At 57.4% G+C, this 19,332-nt stretch carries 17 protein-coding genes and 1 pseudogene; 11 read left to right on the top strand and 7 right to left on the bottom strand.

The features are described from left to right. Positions 1–7: 7 nt before the first annotated feature. From ACOYA6_RS21085 to ACOYA6_RS21070, 4 genes are read left to right on the top strand one after another with little or no spacing between them, the layout of a single operon-like run. The gene (locus tag ACOYA6_RS21085) at positions 8–1,912 is read left to right on the top strand and encodes an ABC transporter ATP-binding protein (protein WP_422655333.1); all 1,905 of its coding nucleotides are present in this window, start codon (positions 8–10) and stop codon (positions 1,910–1,912) included. Continuing rightward, on the top strand, positions 1,909–2,925 hold the full coding sequence (locus ACOYA6_RS21080) for a hydrolase (protein WP_139563735.1): 1,017 nt from the start codon (positions 1,909–1,911) through the stop codon (positions 2,923–2,925). Before ACOYA6_RS21085 ends, ACOYA6_RS21080 begins: the two co-directional genes overlap by 4 nt. A gap of 2 nt (positions 2,926–2,927) precedes the next feature. Further along, on the top strand, positions 2,928–3,146 hold the full coding sequence (locus tag ACOYA6_RS21075) for a YheU family protein (protein WP_039031541.1): 219 nt from the start codon (positions 2,928–2,930) through the stop codon (positions 3,144–3,146). Between the two features lie 30 nt (positions 3,147–3,176). Then, complete coding sequence (locus ACOYA6_RS21070) at positions 3,177–4,046, top strand: phosphoribulokinase (protein WP_039031540.1); 870 nt, start codon at positions 3,177–3,179, stop codon at positions 4,044–4,046. A 70-nt stretch (positions 4,047–4,116) separates the two neighbouring features. Here ACOYA6_RS21070 and ACOYA6_RS21065 read toward each other — a convergent pair whose 3' ends face one another. Continuing rightward, positions 4,117–4,521 carry an OsmC family protein gene (locus tag ACOYA6_RS21065; RefSeq protein WP_039031539.1) on the bottom strand — a complete coding sequence of 135 codons (405 nt, stop codon included), beginning with the start codon at positions 4,519–4,521 and terminating at the stop codon, positions 4,117–4,119. Positions 4,522–4,831: 310 nt separating this feature from the next. Between ACOYA6_RS21065 and crp the strand changes: the two genes are divergently transcribed. Both crp and ACOYA6_RS21055 read left to right on the top strand, forming a co-directional pair. Further along, positions 4,832–5,464, top strand: coding sequence for a cAMP-activated global transcriptional regulator CRP (gene crp, locus ACOYA6_RS21060; RefSeq protein ID WP_000242758.1), 633 nt, complete (start codon positions 4,832–4,834; stop codon positions 5,462–5,464). Between the two features lie 57 nt (positions 5,465–5,521). Continuing rightward, positions 5,522–7,600, top strand: a pseudogene (locus ACOYA6_RS21055) (YccS/YhfK family putative transporter); the annotation flags it as partial. Positions 7,601–7,682: 82 nt separating this feature from the next. Here the strand turns inward: ACOYA6_RS21055 and argD are convergent. From argD to ppiA, 5 genes are all read right to left on the bottom strand, one after another. Continuing rightward, positions 7,683–8,903, bottom strand: coding sequence for a bifunctional acetylornithine/succinyldiaminopimelate transaminase (argD, locus tag ACOYA6_RS21050; protein WP_422655332.1), 1,221 nt, complete (start codon positions 8,901–8,903; stop codon positions 7,683–7,685). Between the two features lie 87 nt (positions 8,904–8,990). Then, a complete protein-coding gene (pabA, locus tag ACOYA6_RS21045) occupies positions 8,991–9,554 on the bottom strand; it encodes an aminodeoxychorismate synthase component 2 (protein WP_422655331.1) in 564 nt (187 codons plus the stop codon). A 30-nt stretch (positions 9,555–9,584) separates the two neighbouring features. Then, complete coding sequence (locus ACOYA6_RS21040; protein WP_039031535.1) at positions 9,585–10,187, bottom strand: putative adenosine monophosphate-protein transferase Fic; 603 nt, start codon at positions 10,185–10,187, stop codon at positions 9,585–9,587. Further along, positions 10,177–10,344, bottom strand: coding sequence for a YhfG family protein (locus ACOYA6_RS21035; RefSeq protein WP_138370778.1), 168 nt, complete (start codon positions 10,342–10,344; stop codon positions 10,177–10,179). Before ACOYA6_RS21035 ends, ACOYA6_RS21040 begins: the two co-directional genes overlap by 11 nt. Positions 10,345–10,452: 108 nt before the next feature. Beyond that, on the bottom strand, positions 10,453–11,025 hold the full coding sequence (gene ppiA, locus ACOYA6_RS21030) for a peptidylprolyl isomerase A (protein ID WP_039031534.1): 573 nt from the start codon (positions 11,023–11,025) through the stop codon (positions 10,453–10,455). Positions 11,026–11,303: 278 nt separating this feature from the next. Here ppiA and tsgA point away from each other — a divergent pair, with 278 nt between their 5' ends. After that, positions 11,304–12,488, top strand: coding sequence for an MFS transporter TsgA (gene tsgA / locus ACOYA6_RS21025; RefSeq protein ID WP_039031533.1), 1,185 nt, complete (start codon positions 11,304–11,306; stop codon positions 12,486–12,488). A gap of 3 nt (positions 12,489–12,491) precedes the next feature. On the opposite strand, the gene ACOYA6_RS21020 is transcribed toward tsgA, so the two are convergent. After that, positions 12,492–13,808: a cytosine deaminase gene (locus tag ACOYA6_RS21020; RefSeq protein WP_422655330.1), complete on the bottom strand. Its 1,317-nt coding sequence runs from the start codon at positions 13,806–13,808 to the stop codon at positions 12,492–12,494. Positions 13,809–14,048: 240 nt separating this feature from the next. On the opposite strand from ACOYA6_RS21020, the gene nirB reads away from it, so the two are divergent. From nirB to cysG, 4 genes are all read left to right on the top strand, one after another. Next, complete coding sequence (nirB, locus tag ACOYA6_RS21015; protein WP_422655329.1) at positions 14,049–16,592, top strand: nitrite reductase large subunit NirB; 2,544 nt, start codon at positions 14,049–14,051, stop codon at positions 16,590–16,592. Further along, on the top strand, positions 16,589–16,915 hold the full coding sequence (nirD, locus tag ACOYA6_RS21010) for a nitrite reductase small subunit NirD (RefSeq protein ID WP_039031530.1): 327 nt from the start codon (positions 16,589–16,591) through the stop codon (positions 16,913–16,915). Before nirB ends, nirD begins: the two co-directional genes overlap by 4 nt. A gap of 199 nt (positions 16,916–17,114) precedes the next feature. Continuing rightward, complete coding sequence (gene nirC, locus ACOYA6_RS21005) at positions 17,115–17,924, top strand: nitrite transporter NirC (RefSeq protein WP_422655328.1); 810 nt, start codon at positions 17,115–17,117, stop codon at positions 17,922–17,924. A gap of 11 nt (positions 17,925–17,935) precedes the next feature. Next, on the top strand, positions 17,936–19,309 hold the full coding sequence (gene cysG / locus ACOYA6_RS21000; protein ID WP_422655327.1) for a siroheme synthase CysG: 1,374 nt from the start codon (positions 17,936–17,938) through the stop codon (positions 19,307–19,309). Positions 19,310–19,332: the final 23 nt, after the last annotated feature.

Genomic DNA, 19,332 nt, shown 5'->3' with positions numbered 1-19,332 from the left:
GCGCTCTATGATTGTTTTCTCCTCATTACAAATTCGTCGCGGCGTACGTGTCCTGCTGGACAACGCTACAGCCACCATCAACCCGGGCCAGAAAGTGGGCCTGGTGGGCAAAAACGGCTGTGGTAAATCCACGTTACTGTCATTGCTGAAAAACGAAATCACTGCCGACGGCGGTAACTTCACCTACCCTGGCAACTGGCAGCTGGCTTGGGTAAACCAGGAGACGCCAGCCCTGAGCGTCCCGGCGATGGACTATGTTATCGACGGCGACCGGGAGTACCGCAAACTCGAAGCCGAACTGCACGCCGCCAACGAACGTAATGACGGTCATGCGATTGCCACCGTACACGGCAAACTCGACGCCATTGATGCCTGGACCATCCGCTCCCGCGCCGCCAGCCTTCTGCACGGTCTGGGGTTCAGCAACGAGCAGCTGGAGCGTCCGGTAAGTGATTTCTCCGGTGGCTGGCGCATGCGCCTTAACCTGGCCCAGGCGCTGATCTGCCGCTCTGACCTGCTGCTGCTTGATGAACCGACTAACCACCTCGATCTGGATGCGGTCATCTGGCTGGAAAAGTGGCTGAAGAGCTATCAGGGCACGCTGATCCTGATCTCCCACGACCGCGACTTCCTCGATCCGGTGGTGGACAAAATTATTCACATCGAACAGGAAACCATGTTCGAGTACACCGGCAACTACAGCTCGTTTGAGCGTCAGCGTGCGGTCCGTCTCTCCCAGCAACAGGCGATGTACGAAAGCCAGCAGCAGCGCGTGGCGCACCTGCAGAGCTTTGTCGATCGCTTCAAGGCGAAAGCGTCAAAAGCGAAACAGGCCCAGAGCCGTATCAAGATGCTGGAACGCATGGAGATGATTGCCCCGGCGCACGTCGATAACCCGTTCCACTTTAACTTCCGGGCTCCGGAAAGCCTGCCCAACCCGCTGCTGAAAATGGAAAAGGTCAGCGCCGGCTATGGCGATCGCATTATCCTCGATTCTATCAAGCTCAACCTGGTACCGGGTTCCCGTATCGGCCTGCTCGGGCGCAATGGCGCCGGTAAATCGACGCTGATTAAGCTGCTGGCGGGCGAGCTTGCGCCTGTGCGTGGCGACATCGGTCTGGCGAAGGGTATTAAGCTCGGCTACTTCGCCCAGCATCAGCTGGAATTTTTACGCGCTGATGAATCACCGCTGCAGCACCTGGCGCGTCTGGCCCCGCAGGAGCTGGAGCAGAAGCTGCGTGATTATCTGGGCGGCTTCGGTTTCCAGGGCGATAAAGTCAGCGAGAATACCGAACGCTTCTCCGGCGGCGAAAAAGCCCGTCTGGTGCTGGCGCTGATCGTCTGGCAGCGCCCTAACCTGCTCCTGCTCGATGAACCGACTAACCACCTCGATCTCGACATGCGTCAGGCGCTGACCGAAGCGTTAATCGAATTCGAAGGCGCGCTGGTGGTCGTTTCGCACGACCGTCACCTGCTGCGCTCCACCACCGATGATCTCTATCTGGTGCATGACGGCAAAGTCGAGCCGTTCGATGGCGATCTGGAAGATTATCAGCAGTGGCTGAGCGACATTCAGAAGCAGGAAAGCCAGCCTGTAGAAGGGGCTAAAGAGAACGTCAACAGCGCCCAGGCCCGTAAGGATCAGAAGCGTCGCGAAGCAGAGCTGCGCACCCAAACCCAGCCGCTGCGTAAAGAGATTACCCGTCTGGAAAAAGAGATGGAGAAGCTCAACGCCACACTTGCCACGGTGGAAGAGAAGCTCGGTGACAGCGGCCTGTACGACCAGAGCCGCAAAGCCGAACTGACAGAGTGTCTGCAGGTTCAGGCAAAAACCAAATCCAGCCTTGAAGAGTGTGAAATGGCCTGGCTCGACGCGCAGGAGCAGCTTGAGGACATGCTCGCATCCCTATGACACAAACAATCCCATCTGATTTCAATTTTCCCCACGACGAGAGCGCAACATTTGTCCCCATGCGCGGCGTGGCGAACCCGCATCTGCAAACCATGCTCCCGCGCCTGCTGCGCCGGAAGTTACAGTTCACGCCCCACTGGCAGCGGCTCGACCTGCCTGATGATGACTTCGTGGATCTCGCCTGGAGTGAAGATCCCTCTCAGGCGCAGCATAAACCGCGACTGGTGGTGTTTCATGGTCTGGAGGGGAGCCTGCACAGCCCTTATGCCCACGGTCTGATCCACGCCGCGAAAGAGCGCGGCTGGCTTGGCGTGGTGATGCATTTTCGCGGCTGCAGCGGCGAACCGAACCGGCAAAAACGGATCTACCACTCCGGCGAGATCGAAGATGGCCGCTGGTTCCTGAACTGGCTGGTGCAGACCCACGGCCCGGCACCCACCGCGGCGGTAGGCTATTCACTGGGCGGCAATATGCTCGCCTGCCTGCTGGCAAAAGAGGGCGATAACGTCCCGCTCGACGCGGCGGTCATTGTCTCTGCGCCGTTCATGCTTGAGCAGTGTAGTTATCATATGGAGAAGGGGTTTTCCCGCGTGTATCAGCGCTATCTGCTGAACTTACTGAAAGCCAACGCCGCCCGTAAGCTAAAGGCCTACCCGGACACGCTGCCTGTCAGCCTTCAGCAGTTGAAAAGGGTGCGTCGCCTGCGCGAATTTGACGATTTGATCACCGCGAAAATCCACGGTTTTGCCGATGCTATCGACTACTATCGCCAGTGCAGCGCCATGCCGTTGCTGAATCAAATCACCCGGCCTACGCTGATTATTCATGCGAAAGACGATCCCTTTATGGATCATCACTCGATTCCGGCGCCGGACCATTTACCGGCCAACGTGCAGTATCAACTGACCGAACATGGCGGACACGTGGGCTTTATCGGCGGCACGCTGCGTCGACCGCAGATGTGGCTGGAGACACGTATCCCGGACTGGCTGACCACATATCTGGAAAAGTAAACATGATCATTCCCTGGCAGGATCTGGCTCCCGAAACGCTGGATAATCTGATTGAAAGCTTTGTATTGCGTGAGGGCACAGATTATGGTGAACATGAACGCACGCTTGAAATGAAAGTCGCCGATGTTAAACAGCAGCTTAAAAGCGGTGAGGCCGTTCTGGTGTGGTCCGAACTGCACGAGACGGTGAATATCATGCCCCGTGGTCAGTTTCGCGACTGATCGCACACTCTTTCCACTCAGGGAGTTGCTATGTCCGCCAGACATCCGGTTATTGCCGTTACAGGGTCGAGTGGTGCAGGCACCACCACCACCAGCCTCGCCTTCCGTAAGATCTTCTCGCAACTGCATCTGCGCGCAGCCGAGGTAGAGGGCGACAGCTTTCACCGCTACACCCGCCCCGAGATGGATATGGCAATCCGCAAAGCGCGCGATTTAGGCAAACATATCAGCTACTTTGGCCCCGATGCCAACGACTTTGGCCTGCTGGAGCAGACCTTCGCGGAATACGGACGCAGCGGGACCGGCCAGTCGCGCAAATACCTGCATACCTATGACGAAGCGGTGCCCTGGAACCAGGTGCCGGGTACCTTTACTCCCTGGCAACCGCTGCCGGAACCCACCGACGTGCTGTTTTATGAAGGCCTGCACGGCGGGGTCGTCACGCCGCAACACGACGTGGCGCGCCATGTCGATCTGCTGGTGGGCGTGGTGCCTATCGTTAACCTGGAGTGGATCCAGAAGCTGACGCGGGATACCAGCGAGCGCGGCCACTCCCGTGAAGCGGTGATGGATTCCGTGGTTCGCTCCATGGAGGATTACATTAACTTCCTCACGCCGCAGTTTTCCCGCACCCATATTAACTTCCAGCGCGTCCCGACCGTGGACACCTCGAACCCGTTTGCGGCAAAAGCCATCCCTTCGCTGGACGAGAGTTTTGTGGTGATCCATTTCCGTAATCTGGACGAGATCGATTACCCCTGGCTGCTGGCGATGCTACAGGGTTCGTTTATTTCGCACATGAATACGCTGGTGGTGCCGGGCGGCAAGATGGGGCTGGCGATGGAGTTAATCATGACGCCGCTGGTGCAGCGGCTGATGGAAGGCAAGAAGATCGCCTGAGGCTTTTTGCCCGGTGGCGCTGCGCTTACCGGGCCTACAGGATCCGTAGGCCCCGCACTTTACCCAGAACTTATGCCTCGATCACTTCATACGAATGGGTAATTTTGACCGCTTTTTCCAGCATCAGCGCCACGGAGCAGTACTTCTCCGCAGAGAGATCCACCGCGCGGGAGACCGCAGCGTCTTTCAGCTCTTTGCCGGTCACCACGAAGTGAAGATTGATATGGGTAAACAGGCGCGGCGCTTCATCCCGGCGTTCTGAGGTCAGCTTTACTTCGCAGTCAGTCACGTCGTGACGGCCTTTTTGCAGAATCGATACCACGTCGATTGCGCTGCATCCACCCGCCGCCATCAGAACCACTTCCATCGGACTTGGCGCTTTGTCACCGGAGTTACCATCCATCAGTATCTGGTGGCCCGAGGCAGACTCACCGAGAAAGGTTAACCCTTCAACCCATTTCACACGTGCTTGCATTTTTATTAACTCCAGGATTGCATTTTTCCTGTCAGATTACGCGCCAGTAACAATTCTGGCAACGGAAGTCGACCTGCATCAAGCTGAAGCGAGACACCAGGAGACACGCGGCAAAACCTATGCTAAAACAGTCGAGATGCTACAGTAATACATTGACGTTACACATGTATGCAGAGGACATCACACATTACAGGCTGCTAATTATTGTGACAGCCGCTCCCCAGGCAGGGGGAAGAATTCGATTGCAACCCCCAGAGTACAGGTACACAGCCAGACTCTGGAGACAGCTTATAACAGAGGATAACAGCGCATGGTGCTTGGCAAACCGCAAACAGACCCGACTCTCGAATGGTTCTTGTCTCATTGCCATATTCATAAGTACCCATCGAAGAGCACGCTGATTCACCAGGGTGAAAAAGCGGAAACGTTGTATTACATCGTCAAAGGCTCAGTAGCAGTGCTGATCAAAGATGAAGAAGGCAAAGAGATGATCCTCTCTTACCTGAATCAGGGAGACTTTATCGGTGAACTGGGCCTGTTTGAAGAAGGTCAGGAGCGTAGCGCCTGGGTCCGTGCGAAAACCGCGTGTGAAGTGGCTGAGATCTCTTATAAGAAATTCCGCCAGCTGATCCAGGTTAACCCGGATATCCTGATGCGCCTCTCTTCGCAGATGGCTCGCCGTCTGCAGGTCACTTCCGAGAAAGTGGGCAACCTCGCCTTCCTGGACGTGACGGGCCGTATCGCTCAGACTCTGCTGAACCTGGCGAAACAGCCAGACGCCATGACCCACCCGGACGGTATGCAAATTAAAATCACCCGTCAGGAAATTGGTCAGATCGTCGGATGTTCTCGTGAGACGGTGGGTCGTATTCTGAAAATGCTGGAAGATCAGAACCTGATTTCCGCCCACGGTAAAACCATCGTGGTTTACGGAACACGTTAATTCCACTCAGACGGCGTGGCATCGCACGATGACACGCCGTTTTTGTCTCTCTCACCCATGTGGCGCAGGCTCATCTATCACCCGGAAGTTAACTACGCACTGCGGCAAACCCTGGTGTTGTGTCTCCCTGTGGCTGTGGGTTTAGTTCTCGGTTATCTGCAATACGGTCTGCTGTTCTCCCTCGTCCCCGCCTGCTGCAACATTGCTGGCCTCGACACGCCCCATAAACGCTTTTTTAAACGCCTGATTATTGGCGGCTCGCTGTTTGCCGGCTGTAGCCTGGCCGTGCAGCTGTTGCTGGCGCGCGATATACCGTTGCCCCTCATTCTGACGGTGCTGGCGATGACGTTAGGGATCACGGCAGAGATCAGCGCCCTGCATGCCCGCCTGCTGCCCGCCTCGCTGATTGCCGCCATCTTTACCCTGAGCCTGGCGGGAAATATGCCGATCTGGGCGCCGCTGCTCATCTACGCGCTGGGTACCCTCTGGTACGGGCTGTTCAACTGGTTCTGGTTCTGGATGTGGCGCGAGCAGCCGCTGCGTGAATCCCTGAGCGTGCTTTATCGCCAGCTGGCTGATTACTGCGAAGCCAAATACACCCTGCTGACCCAGCATACCGACCCTGAAAAATCGTTACCGCCGCTGCTGGCCCGCCAGCAGAAGGTGGTCGACCTGATTAGCCAGTGTTATCAGCAGTTGCACATGCTTGCCGCGAACAAAAATCATGAATACAAGCGGCTGCTGCGTACCTTCCAGGTGGGGCTGGATCTGCAGGAGCACATCTCCGTCAGCCTGCATCATCCGAAGGAGGTGCAAACGCTGGTGGAGCGCAGCCACGCCGAAGCGGTGATCCGCTGGAATGCCCTGACCGTCGCCGCCCGTCTGCGCGTGCTGGCGGATGACATTCTCTATCATCGCTATCCCACCCGCTTCAACATGGACAAGCAGCTTGGCGCGCTGGAAAAAATCGCCCGCCAGCACCCGGATAACCCGGTGGGTCAGTTCTGCGCATGGCACTTCAGCCGTATTGCCCGCGTGCTCCGCACCCAGCGTCCGCTCTATCCGCGCGATCTGATGGCGGACAAGCAGAAGCGCCTGCCGCTGATCCCCGCCCTGAGAAGCTATCTGTCGCTTAAATCTGCCGCCCTGCGCAATGCGGCCCGCATCAGCGTGATGCTGAGTATCGCCAGCCTGATGGGCATGGCGCTGCATCTGCCTAAGCCTTACTGGATCTTAATGACCGTCCTGCTGGTGACGCAAAACGGCTACAGCGCCACGCGGGTACGCATTCTCCACCGGGCGGCCGGTACCCTGGCGGGGCTGGTTATTGCCGGCGTTACCCTGCACTTCCACGTTCCGGAAGGCTACACCCTGGCGGGGATGCTGATGGTCACCCTGGTAAGTTATCTGTTCATTCGTAAGAACTACGGCTGGGCGACGGTGGGCTTCACGGTGACCGCCGTGTACACCCTTCAGCTGATCACGCTGAACGGGGAGCAGTTTATTATCGCCCGACTGGCCGACACCCTGATTGGCTGTTTAATCGCTTTCGGCGGGATGGTATGGCTGTGGCCGCAATGGCAAAGCGGGCTGCTGCGCCAGAACGCCCACGACGCGCTGGAGGCCGATCAGGAGGCCATCCGCCTGATCCTCAGCGACGATCCGCAACCCACACCGCTGGCGTGGCAGCGCATGAAGGTTAACCAGGCGCACAACGCGCTGTTCAACTCCCTGAATCAGGCGATGCAGGAGCCGGGCTTCAATTCAGCCTATCTGGCGGATATGCGGCTGTGGGTGACGCACAGCCAGTTTATCGTCGAACATATCAATGCGATGACGACGCTGGCGCGGGAGCATACGATGCTGACGCCCGATCTGGCGCAGCGGTATCTGCAGTCGTGTGAAATTGCGCTTCAGCGCTGTCAGCAGCGTCTGGAGTATGACGCGCCGGGGGAGAGCGGAGACAGTAATATTCTGGAAGCGCCAGAGACCCTGACGCACGGCCCCATGAGCACGCTGGAACAGCATCTGCAGCGCATTCTGGGGCACCTGAACACCATGCACACCATTTCGTCGGTGGCGTGGCGCCAGCGCCCGCATCACGGTATCTGGTTGATCCGGCGTTTAAAACGGACGCTATTGCCCGGCGGCGCTGCGCTTGCACGGGCCTACGGGTCCTGTAGGCCGGGTAAGGCGAAGCCGCCACCCGGCATTTTGTTTATCCCTGAACCACCCGCTTCACCGCGTTCGCAAAGCGGTTCATCCCTTCGTCGATATCCGCGCTTTCCACCAGCAGCGACGGCGCAAAGCGCATCACGTCAGGTCCGGCGTTGAGCACCATCGCCCCTTCGCTGGCGGCGGCATAGAGGAAATCACGCGCCCGGCCTTTGTACTGCGGCTTTAGCTCGGCGCCAATCAGCAGCCCCATGCCACGGATATCGCTGAAGACATCGTACTGGGCATCGATCTGCTGGAGATGCTTCACGAACTGCTCGCGCTTCGTATTAACGCCGCTCAGCACTTCCGGAGTATTAATGATATCGAACGCCGCCCCTGCGACCGCGCACGCCAGCGGGTTGCCGCCGTAGGTGGAGCCGTGAGAGCCCACGTGGAACGCCGAGGCGATATCCTGGGTGGTGAGCACCGCGCTGACCGGGAAACCGCCGCCGAGTGCCTTGGCGCTGGTCAGGATGTCCGGCGTCACGCCGTAGTGCATATAGGCAAACAGATCTCCGGTGCGCCCCATGCCGCTCTGCACTTCATCAAAGACCAGCAGCGCCTGGTGCTGGTCGCACAGATCGCGCAGTCCCTGCAGGAATTCTGGCGTTGCCGCCATCACGCCGCCTTCGCCCTGGATGGGCTCGACAACTACCGCGCAGGTGTGATCGTCCATCACCGCTTTTACCGCATGCAGATCGTTAAACGGCACGTGGATGATGTCGGCCGGTTTCGGGCCAAAGCCGTCGGAATATTTTGGCTGACCGCCCACGGTCACGGTAAACAGCGAACGACCGTGGAACGCGTTGTGGAAGGCGATAATTTTGCTTTTAAACGGGCTGTGGCGGGTGGACGCGTAATACCGGGCCAGCTTAAAGGCCGTTTCGTTGGCTTCGGTGCCGGAGTTCATAAACAGCACGCGTTCGGCAAAGGTGGCGTCGATGATTTTGCGACCCAGACGTAGCGCGGGTTCGTTGGTAAAGACGTTGCTGGTGTGCCACAGGGTTTCGCCCTGGCTTTTCAGCGCCTCGACCAGCGCCGGGTGACAGTGACCTAACGCCGTCACTGCAATGCCGCCCGCAAAATCAATGTACTCTTTGCCCTGTTGATCCCAGACGCGGCTACCTTTCCCTTTCACCGGGATAAACTCAGCCGGTGCATAAATTGGCAGAATCACCTCATCGAATGTCGCGCGCGTAATTGCAGATTGTTCAGTTGCCATGTAACCCCACCCTTTTTTAAGCAAAAAGCAGAAGTGAAAATATAATCACGAAATATGCTTAAAAAATCACTTCATGGCAACTAAAAATCAACGATTGAGGAAATTAGCCAGCAGCTGGTGGCCCTGCTCGCTGAGAATGCTTTCCGGGTGGAACTGCACCCCCTCCAGATCCCATTCCCGGTGGCGGATACCCATGATCTCCTGCGTTTCGCTCCAGGCGGTGACCTCAAAGCAGTCGGGTAAGGTAGGCGGATCGATGACCAGGGAGTGGTAGCGGGTGACGGTAAGCGGGTTATTCAGGCCAAGGAACACTCCCGTGCCGGTGTGCGTTACCAGGGAGGTTTTGCCGTGCATCACTTTGGCGGCCCGCACGATGGTGGCGCCAAAGACCTGGGCGATGGCCTGATGGCCGAGGCAAACGCCCAGAATGGGTAATTGACCGGCATAGTGGCGGATCACCGCCAGCGAAATGCCGGACTCATCCGGGGTGCAGGGCCCGGGAGAGATCACGATTTTCTGCGGATTGAGCGCCGCGACATCCTCCAGAGAGAGCACGTCATTGCGCCGGACCTCCACCTCCGCCCCCAGTTCGCAAAAATACTGGTACAGGTTCCAGGTGAAGGAATCGTAGTTATCAATCAGCAGAATCATGGCGGCTCCCGAAAAAATGGCAGCCCTATTCTACTCAGTTTCCCGGGCTTCGCTTACCACTTTACTGAAGATTGCGTTCAACGCGCTCAGATCCCCCATCGCCCCGCTCTGGTTGGCCTGCGCCCACGCCTCAGGATCGATATCGCGCCAGTCGAGCTGATAGCCCGCATGGATCGCCAGCTGCTCAAAGAAGATGCGCTGAACAATGCCGTTGCCGATGCGGAACGGGTGCAGGACGTTGATTTCGCAATAGTAGTGGCTGAGACGGTTAATGAAGTCCGCTTTCTCAAGCCCGACGAGATACCCCTCCTCTTCCAGATCCTGCATCAGGGCGTTGCCCTCTTTTTCGATATAGGCGAAGTGGCAGAAGCGGGTATCGCCCTGGTAGATATCCATTTCACGAATATCACCTGCCCAGTCGAAGATATCCTGATAGATATGCTGATGAATGGCGCACAGATGCGGCAGTCCGCGCAGCAGCGGCCCCAGGCCGAGGGTAGCCGCGCGCAGGGCAGTGAGTTCATACGCCGCCTGCGCAAGACGCTCCGCCTGGCGGATGCCCAGCCGGTTACGCATCACATTCAGTCCGGGATAGAGATAGGGATCGCGATCGTTGCCGTATTTATCGCTCATAGTGCCTCCTGAGTTCCTCAAGACGCAACTGTGCCTCGTCGGCGCTGAGCGTGACTAGCGGACTGTCGACCCCTTCAAGACGGCGACTGGCCTGAAAATTCGCGTTTCGCTGTTGTTCCCAGAGACGGGATTTTTGTTTCTCAGTGAGTTTTTTCACCTGTTACCTCCCTGCTTGTGCCCGTGTTGCCACAAGTATAAGCAGCAAACTGCGGTTTCGCAGGGAGGTAAAGGCAACGCGGGCAAAGACTGCCCGCGCCATCAGAGATTAAGGCAGGACTTTCGCAGAGAGGATAACTACCGGTTTTGTCGGCACATTCTGGTAAGGGCCGACGTCGTGCGTCTGCACCTGAGAAATTTTATCGGCCACATCCATGCCTTTCACAACTTTACCAAATACCGCGTAGCCAAAATCACGCTGGCCGTGGTCGAGGAAGGCGTTGTCCGCCACGTTGAGGAAGAACTGGCTGGTGGCGCTGTCTTTATCGGCGGTACGCGCCATTGAGATGGTACCGCGGCTGTTGCGCAGGCCGTTATCCGCTTCGTTCTTGATTGGCGGGTTCGGCTGCTTCTGCTGCATCTGCTCGTTGAAGCCGCCGCCCTGCAGCATAAAGCCTGGGATCACACGGTGGAAAGTGGTGCCGTTATAGAAACCGCTGTTCACGTAATCGAGGAAGTTTTTCACAGAAATTGGGGCTTTCTGACTGTTCAGTTCCAGCTCAATGTTGCCGGCAGAGGTGGTCAACAGAACGTGCGGGTCTCCTTTCGCTGCCAGCGCAGCAGGAGAGAGGGCTGAGAGAGCAAGTACAGCCGCGACAGCCGCCAGGGTTGATTTGAGCATGAGAATTCCTTAACAAAGCGCAGTAAAGAAAGCGAATGGCTTGATTCTAAAGAGCAGTATGAACCTAGGCCAGCCATTTACCTAATTTTACCAATTTGAAACAGATGTAACCGCCGGGCAAACTCAGGCCAGCGACGTTAACGTGACTAATATCACTCTTTTCTATGCAATTGATGAATAATTTATCTTAAAAGATTTAATTAGATCACATTCACGATTAAAATCTGGCCGCCCGCAGCGCAGTCAACGCGCTTTACATCTCTATTCACAGGCCAGTCATGACTAACAGCAATCGTATCAAGCTCACATGGATCAGCTTCTTCTCCTACGCCCTCACCGGTGCGTTGGTAATTGTCACCGGGATGGTGATGGGAAATATCGCAGACTATTTCAACCTGCCCGTTTCCAGCATGAGTAATACCTTCACCTTCCTTAACGCCGGGATCCTGATCTCCATTTTCCTCAATGCCTGGCTGATGGAAATCGTCCCGCTGAAAACCCAGCTGCGTTTTGGCTTTGTGCTGATGGTGCTTGCCGTGGCGGGTCTGATGCTCAGCCACAGCATCGCCCTGTTCTCCGCCGCCATGTTTGTGCTGGGTCTGGTCAGCGGGATCACCATGTCCATCGGGACATTCCTCATCACCCACATGTATGAAGGTCGCCAGCGCGGCGCACGTCTGCTGTTCACCGACTCCTTCTTCAGCATGGCCGGGATGATCTTCCCGATGGTGGCCGCCGCGCTGCTGGCCCGCAGCATCGAGTGGTACTGGGTCTATGCCTGCATCGGTGTGGTCTACGTGGCGATCTTTATTCTGACCTTCGGCTGTGACTTCCCGGTTCTGGGCAAAAAAGCGCAGACCACCAGCGAGCCGGTTGTGAAAGAAAAATGGGGTATTGGCGTCCTGTTCCTCTCCGTTGCCGCCCTGTGCTACATCCTGGGCCAGCTGGGCTTTATCTCCTGGGTGCCGGAGTACGCCAAAGGTCTGGGGATGAGCCTGAACGATGCCGGCAAGCTGGTCAGTGACTTCTGGATGTCGTACATGTTCGGCATGTGGGCGTTCAGCTTTATCCTGCGCTTCTTCGATCTGCAGCGCATCCTCACCGTGCTGGCAGGCGCCGCCACCGTGCTGATGTACCTGTTCATCAACGGTTCCCCGGAGCAGATGCCGTGGTTCATTCTGACGCTCGGCTTCTTCTCCAGCGCCATTTACACCTCGATCATCACCCTGGGCTCCCTGCAGACCAAAGTAGCTTCGCCTAAGCTGGTTAACTTCGTGCTGACCTGCGGCACCATCGGCACCATGCTGACCTTCGTGGTTACCGGCCCGATTGTTGCCCACAGCGGCCCGCTGGCGGCGTTACACACCGCGAACGGCCTCTATGCTGTGGTGTTTGTGATGTGTCTGGTGCTGGGCTTTGTGACCCGCCACCGCCAGCACAACGCGGCAGCAGCGGCACACTAACCCTTAAGCCCCTTTGCGCTCGGTAAAGGGGCTGTTTTTGGTAAAGAACACTTCTTCTCCGCCGCTGTCCGTCTGTACCCAGGTCTGCGCCAGCTGGGTCGTCGCAATCACCCTGCCCTGACGAATCGACCAGCGCACCGGCACCTGACAACGCACCGCTTCAAAGCCGCTTTCCGCTGGCAAGATAATTAAGTTTGCCGGGTTCCCCGTTTCGATACCGTAATCGCTCAGCCCAAACGTGCGCGCGCTGTTGTGGGTGATGAGGTTGAGTCCGCTATCGATTTGCTGATAGCCCATCATCTGACAGACGTGCAGCCCCATGTGCAGAACCTGCAGCATATTGCCGGTACCCAGCGGATACCAGGGGTCAAACACGTCGTCATGGCCGAAGCAGACGTTAATCCCCGCCTCCAGCAACTCCTTCACCCGGGTAATGCCGCGCCGCTTCGGATAGTCGTCAAAGCGCCCCTGCAGATGGATATTCACCAGCGGATTGGCGACAAAGTTAATCCCGGAGAGCTTCAGCAGACGAAACAGCCGCGAGGTATAAGCCCCGTTATAGGAGTGCATCGCGGTGGTATGGCTGGCGGTAACGCGCGGGCCGATCCCCGCCTCATACGCCAGCGCGGCCACCGTTTCGACAAACCGCGACTGCTCGTCGTCGATCTCATCGCAGTGAATATCCAGCGGACGGTCGTACTTCTTCGCCAGTTCAAAGGCGATATGCAGCGACTGCACGCCATATTCCCGGGTGAACTCAAAGTGCGGGATAGCGCCTACCACGTCAGCCCCCAGCCGTAACGCCTCTTCCAGCAGTGCGGCGCCGTTGGGATAGGAGAGGATCCCCTCCTGCGGGAACGCGACGATTTGCAGGTCGACCCATGGCGCGACCTCCTGCTTCACCTCCAGCATCGCCTTCAGGGCGGTGAGGGTCGGATCCGAGACATCCACATGGGTGCGCACAAACTGGATGCCGTTGGCGATCTGCCACTTCAGGGTCTTCCAGGCCCGGGCTTTAACATCCTCGTGGCTGAGCAGCGCCTTGCGCTCCGCCCATCTTTCGATGCCCTCAAACAGCGTCCCGGACTGGTTCCAGTTCGGCTCACCCGCGGTCTGGGTGGTATCCAGGTGGATATGCGGCTCGATAAAAGGCGGAATGGCCAGCCCGCCGCGAGCGTTTAACACCTCATAGCTCTCGCTCTGCTTCTCGCCCGTTGGGGTGATTTCGCCAAAACGACCGTTCTCAATAGCCAGTTGCCATAAGCCATCCCGTCCCGGTAAACGGACGTTCTGGATAAGCCAAAGCGGTGCTGTAGACATCATGTTCTCCCTAAAATGAGGGCTGAAATTCAGGAGTAGCTGAAATTAAAAATTAGCCTCCTATTTTGTACACAAAACCATCTATTACGAAAAGCCTGAGATTTCCACTACTTAGAAAAAACCTGACAAATCAACAAACTACCCACTAAGGAGTAGTTGAAGGCGTATTTGATTTGCATCAATAAGCGGCTTTGCTGAATCGTTAAGGTAGGCAGTAATAGAAAAGAAATCGAGGCAAAAATGAGCAAAGTCAGACTCGCTATCATCGGTAACGGCATGGTCGGCCACCGCTTTATTGAGGATCTCCTTGATAAAGCCGATGCCAACCGGTTCGACATTACCGTGTTCTGTGAAGAACCCCGTAAGGCGTACGACCGCGTGCACCTCTCCTCCTATTTCTCTCACCACACCGCCGAAGAGCTCTCTTTAGTGCGCGAAGGTTTTTACGAGAAACATGGCGTGAAGGTTCTGGTGGGCGAGCGCGCTATCACCATCAACCGTCAGGAAAAAGTGATTCATTCCAGTGCGGGACGCACGGTTTTTTACGACAAGCTGATCATGGCGACTGGCTCATACCCGTGGATTCCGCCGATTAAAGGGTCTGAAACTCAGGATTGCTTCGTCTATCGCACCATTGAAGATCTGAATGCCATTGAATCCTGCGCCCGTCGCAGCAAACGCGGCGCGGTTGTCGGCGGCGGCCTGCTCGGCCTCGAAGCCGCTGGCGCGCTAAAAAACTTAGGTGTTGAAACCCACGTCATCGAATTTGCCCCGATGCTGATGGCAGAGCAGCTCGACCACATGGGTGGCGAGCAGCTGAAACGCAAAATTGAAAGCATGGGTGTGAAAGTTCACACCAGCAAAAATACCAAAGAGATCGTGCAGGAAGGCACCGAGGCGCGTAAAACCATGCGCTTCGCCGACGGCAGCGAGCTGGAAGTCGACTTTATCGTCTTCTCCACCGGTATTCGCCCGCGCGACAAGCTGGCCACCCAGTGCGGTCTGGCCGTTGCCCAGCGCGGCGGGATCATGATCAACTCCACCTGCCAGACCTCCGATCCGGATATCTACGCCATCGGTGAATGCGCCAGCTGGGAAAATCACGTCTACGGTCTGGTTGCCCCGGGCTACAAGATGGCGCAGGTGACTGCCGACCATATCCTCGGCAATGAAAACGCCTTCACCGGCGCGGACATGAGCGCCAAGTTGAAGCTGCTGGGCGTGGACGTAGGCGGTATCGGCGATGCGCACGGTCGCACGCCGAACTCCCGCAGCTACGTCTACCTCGACGAAAGCAAAGAAGTTTATAAACGTCTTATCGTCAGCCCGGATAACAAAACCCTGCTCGGCGCGGTGCTGGTGGGTGATACCAGCGATTTCGGCAACCTGCTGCAGCTGGTGCTGAACGCCATTGAGCTGCCGGAGAACCCGGACGCGCTGATCCTGCCTGCCCACGCGGCCAGCGGTAAGCCGTCTATTGGGGTTGATAAGCTGCCGGACAGCGCGCAGATTTGCTCCTGCTTCGACGTCACTAAAGGCATGCTGGTTGCCGCCATCAACAAAGGCTGCCACACCGTTGCGGCGCTGAAAGCTGAAACCAAAGCCGGTACCGGCTGCGGCGGCTGTATCCCGCTGGTGACCCAGGTGCTGAACGCCGAGCTGGCGAAACAGGGCATCGAAGTCAACAACAACCTGTGCGAGCACTTCGCTTACTCTCGCCAGGAGCTGTACCACCTGATCCGCGTTGAAGGCATCAAATCTTTCGACGAGCTGCTGCAAAAACACGGCCAGGGCTATGGCTGTGAAGTCTGTAAACCGACCGTCGGTTCTCTGCTGGCCTCGTGCTGGAATGAGTACGTGCTCAAGCCGCAGCACACCCCGCTGCAGGACACCAACGACAACTTCCTGGCGAACATCCAGAAAGACGGTACCTACTCCGTCATTCCACGTTCTGCCGGCGGTGAAATCACCCCGGAAGGGCTGGTGGCTGTCGGTCGCATCGCACGCGAGTTTAACCTCTACACCAAAATCACCGGTTCCCAGCGTATCGGCCTGTTTGGTGCGCAGAAAGACGACCTGCCGGAAATCTGGCGTCAGCTGATTGAAGCGGGCTTCGAAACCGGTCACGCCTATGCCAAAGCGCTGCGTATGGCGAAAACCTGCGTGGGCAGCACCTGGTGCCGCTACGGCGTGGGCGACAGCGTCGGCTTCGGCGTCGAGCTGGAAAACCGCTACAAAGGCATCCGCACCCCGCACAAAATGAAGTTCGGCGTCTCTGGCTGTACCCGTGAATGTGCTGAAGCGCAGGGTAAAGACGTGGGGATCATCGCCACCGAGAAAGGCTGGAACCTGTATGTCTGTGGTAACGGCGGGATGAAACCGCGTCACGCGGATCTGCTGGCGGCGGATATCGACCGTGAAACGCTGATTAAGTACCTCGACCGCTTCATGATGTTCTACATCCGTACCGCGGACAAACTGACCCGTACCGCGCCGTGGCTGGATAACCTGGAAGGCGGCATTGACTACCTGAAGTCCGTTATCATCGACGACAAGCTGGGCCTGAACGCGACGCTGGAAGAAGAGATGGCTCGCCTGCGCGATGCCGTGATTTGCGAATGGACCGAAACCGTCAACACCCCGTCGGCGCAGGTTCGCTTCAAACACTTTATCAACAGCAACCAGCGCGACCCGAGCGTGCAGGTAGTAGCTGAGCGCGAACAGCATCGTCCGGCGACGCCGTATGAACGCATTCCGGTGACTCTGGTGGAGGAAAACGCATGAGCCAGTGGGTAAACATCTGCAAAATCGACGAGATCCTGCCAGCCACCGGCGTGTGTGCGCTGTTGGGTCATGAGCAGGTTGCCATTTTCCGTCCGCGTCACGACGAACAGGTTTTTGCCATCAGCAATATCGACCCGTTCTTTGAGGCCAGCGTACTTTCCCGCGGGATCATCGCGGAACATCAGGGCGAGCTGTGGGTTGCCAGCCCGCTGAAAAAGCAGCGTTTCCGCCTGAGCGACGGCCACTGCATGGAAGATGAGAGCCACTCCGTGAAGCACTATGACGTCCGCGTCAAAGACGGCAAGGTGCAGCTGAGAGGCTGATTGATACGGGGGCGCAATGCCCCCGCTTTTAAATGTTCTCCCGTTCGGGAGCTTTTCAACTTTTTACACGAAATCATTTGTGCTGCATCGCGGCGGCAACTGAACGAATCCCCAGGAGCATAGTTCACTATGTGACTGGGGTGAGTGAAGGCAGCCAACAAAGAGGCAGCGCGAAGGATAAAGTGTAATGGATAATCAAATGTTTACAGACACTATTAATAAGTGTGCGGCTAACGCTGCGCGCATCGCACGCCTCAGCAAAAATAGTCCTCTCGGATTCTGGATCAGTTCCGCGATGGCCGGTGCCTATGTGGGCCTGGGGATCATTTTAATTTTCACCCTCGGTAATCTCGTCGACCCGTCTGTTCGTCCGCTGGTGATGGGCGCTACCTTCGGGATCGCGCTGACCCTGGTCATCATCGCAGGTTCTGAGCTTTTCACCGGTCACACCATGTTCCTGACGCTGGGCGTGAAAGCCGGCACCATCACCCAGGGCCAGATGTGGGGCATTCTGCCGCAGACCTGGCTCGGTAACCTGGTGGGCTCCGTGTTTGTCGCGCTGCTTTACAGCTGGGGTGGCGGTAGCCTGCTGCCGGTGGATACCAGCCTCGTTCACACCGTCGCTCTGGCGAAAACCACCGCCCCGGCGATGGTCCTGTTCTTTAAAGGCGCGCTCTGTAACTGGCTGGTGTGTCTTGCGATCTGGATGGCAATCCGTACTGAAGGTGCCGCGAAGTTCATCGCGATCTGGTGGTGCCTGCTGGCCTTTATCGCCTCCGGTTACGAACACTCCGTTGCCAACATGACGCTGTTTGCCCTCTCCTGGTTTGGTCACCACAGCGAAGCCTATACCCTGTCAGGCATCGGTCATAACCTGTTGTGGGTAACGCTTGGCAATACCCTTTCTGGGGTTGTATTTATGGGTTGGGGTTACTGGTATGCTACCCCTAAAGCGGAGCGTCCGACTCCTGCCACCATCGCAACCGTTCAGGCGAAAGCCAACCAGTAAGAGGTAATGTCGTGGATCACCTGCCAATATTCTGTCAATTACGCAATCGTGACTGCCTGCTCGTGGGCGGTGGCGATGTGGCTGAACGTAAAGCCCGCCTGCTGTTAGAGGCAGGGGCCCGACTCACCGTAAACGCCCTCGACTTCGCCCCGCAGTTTACCGTGTGGGCGCAGGAAGGGATGCTCACCCTGGTTGAGGGTGAGTTCAACGAATCTCTGCTTGATACCTGCTGGCTGACCATCGCCGCTACCGACGACGATGCGGTTAACCAGCGCGTCAGCGACGCCTGCGAAACCCGGCGGATCTTCTGCAACGTGGTGGATGCGCCGAAAGAGGCGAGTTTCATCATGCCGTCGATTATCGACCGCTCACCGCTGATGGTCGCCGTCTCCTCCGGCGGTACCTCGCCGGTGCTGGCGCGCCTGCTGCGCGAAAAGCTCGAAGCCATTCTGCCGCAGCACTTAGGCCAGGTTGCCCACTATGCGGGGCAGTTGCGCGCCCGGGTGAAAAAGCAGTACGCCACCGTCGGCGAACGCCGCCGCTTCTGGGAAAAATTCTTTGTCAACGACCGGCTGGCACAGTCGCTGGCTAACCAGGATCGCAAAGCCGTGGATGACACCACCGAGCAGCTGCTGAGTGCACCGCTCGATCACCGTGGCGAGGTGGTGCTGGTGGGGGCCGGTCCGGGCGATGCCGGCCTGTTAACCCTGAAAGGTCTGCAGCAGATCCAGCAGGCGGATATCGTGGTTTATGACCGTCTGGTCTCTGATGACATCATGAACCTGGTGCGCCGGGATGCCGACCGGGTGTTTGTCGGCAAGCGCGCCGGATATCACTGCGTACCGCAGGAAGAGATTAACCAGATCCTGCTGCGTGAAGCGCAAAAGGGGAAACGCGTGGTGCGTCTGAAAGGCGGCGATCCCTTTATCTTCGGGCGCGGCGGCGAAGAGCTGGAGACGCTGTGTGCCGCAGGCATTCCGTTCTCGGTGGTGCCGGGCATTACCGCCGCCTCAGGCTGCTCGGCCTATTCCGGTATCCCACTGACCCACCGTGATTACGCCCAAAGCGTGCGTCTGGTTACCGGCCACCTGAAAACCGGCAGCGAACTGGACTGGCATAATCTGGCCGCGGAAAAACAGACCCTGGTGTTCTATATGGGGCTGAACCAGGCGGCGACCATTCAGGCGAAACTGCTTGAACACGGCATGGATGCAGAAATGCCGGTTGCGCTGGTGGAGAACGGCACGTCGATCAAACAGCGTGTGGTCAGCGGCGTGTTAACTCAGTTGGGCGAGCTTGCCCAACAGGTTGAAAGCCCGGCGCTGATCGTGGTAGGCCGCGTGGTGGCGTTGCGTGACAGACTAAACTGGTTCTCCAATCACTGAGCCAGACTGAACATATTCCCCGC

The organism is Leclercia barmai (assembly GCF_049312895.1).
Classification (GTDB): domain Bacteria; phylum Pseudomonadota; class Gammaproteobacteria; order Enterobacterales; family Enterobacteriaceae; genus Enterobacter; species Enterobacter barmai.
This window is presented reverse-complemented; position numbering and strand designations above follow the sequence as displayed.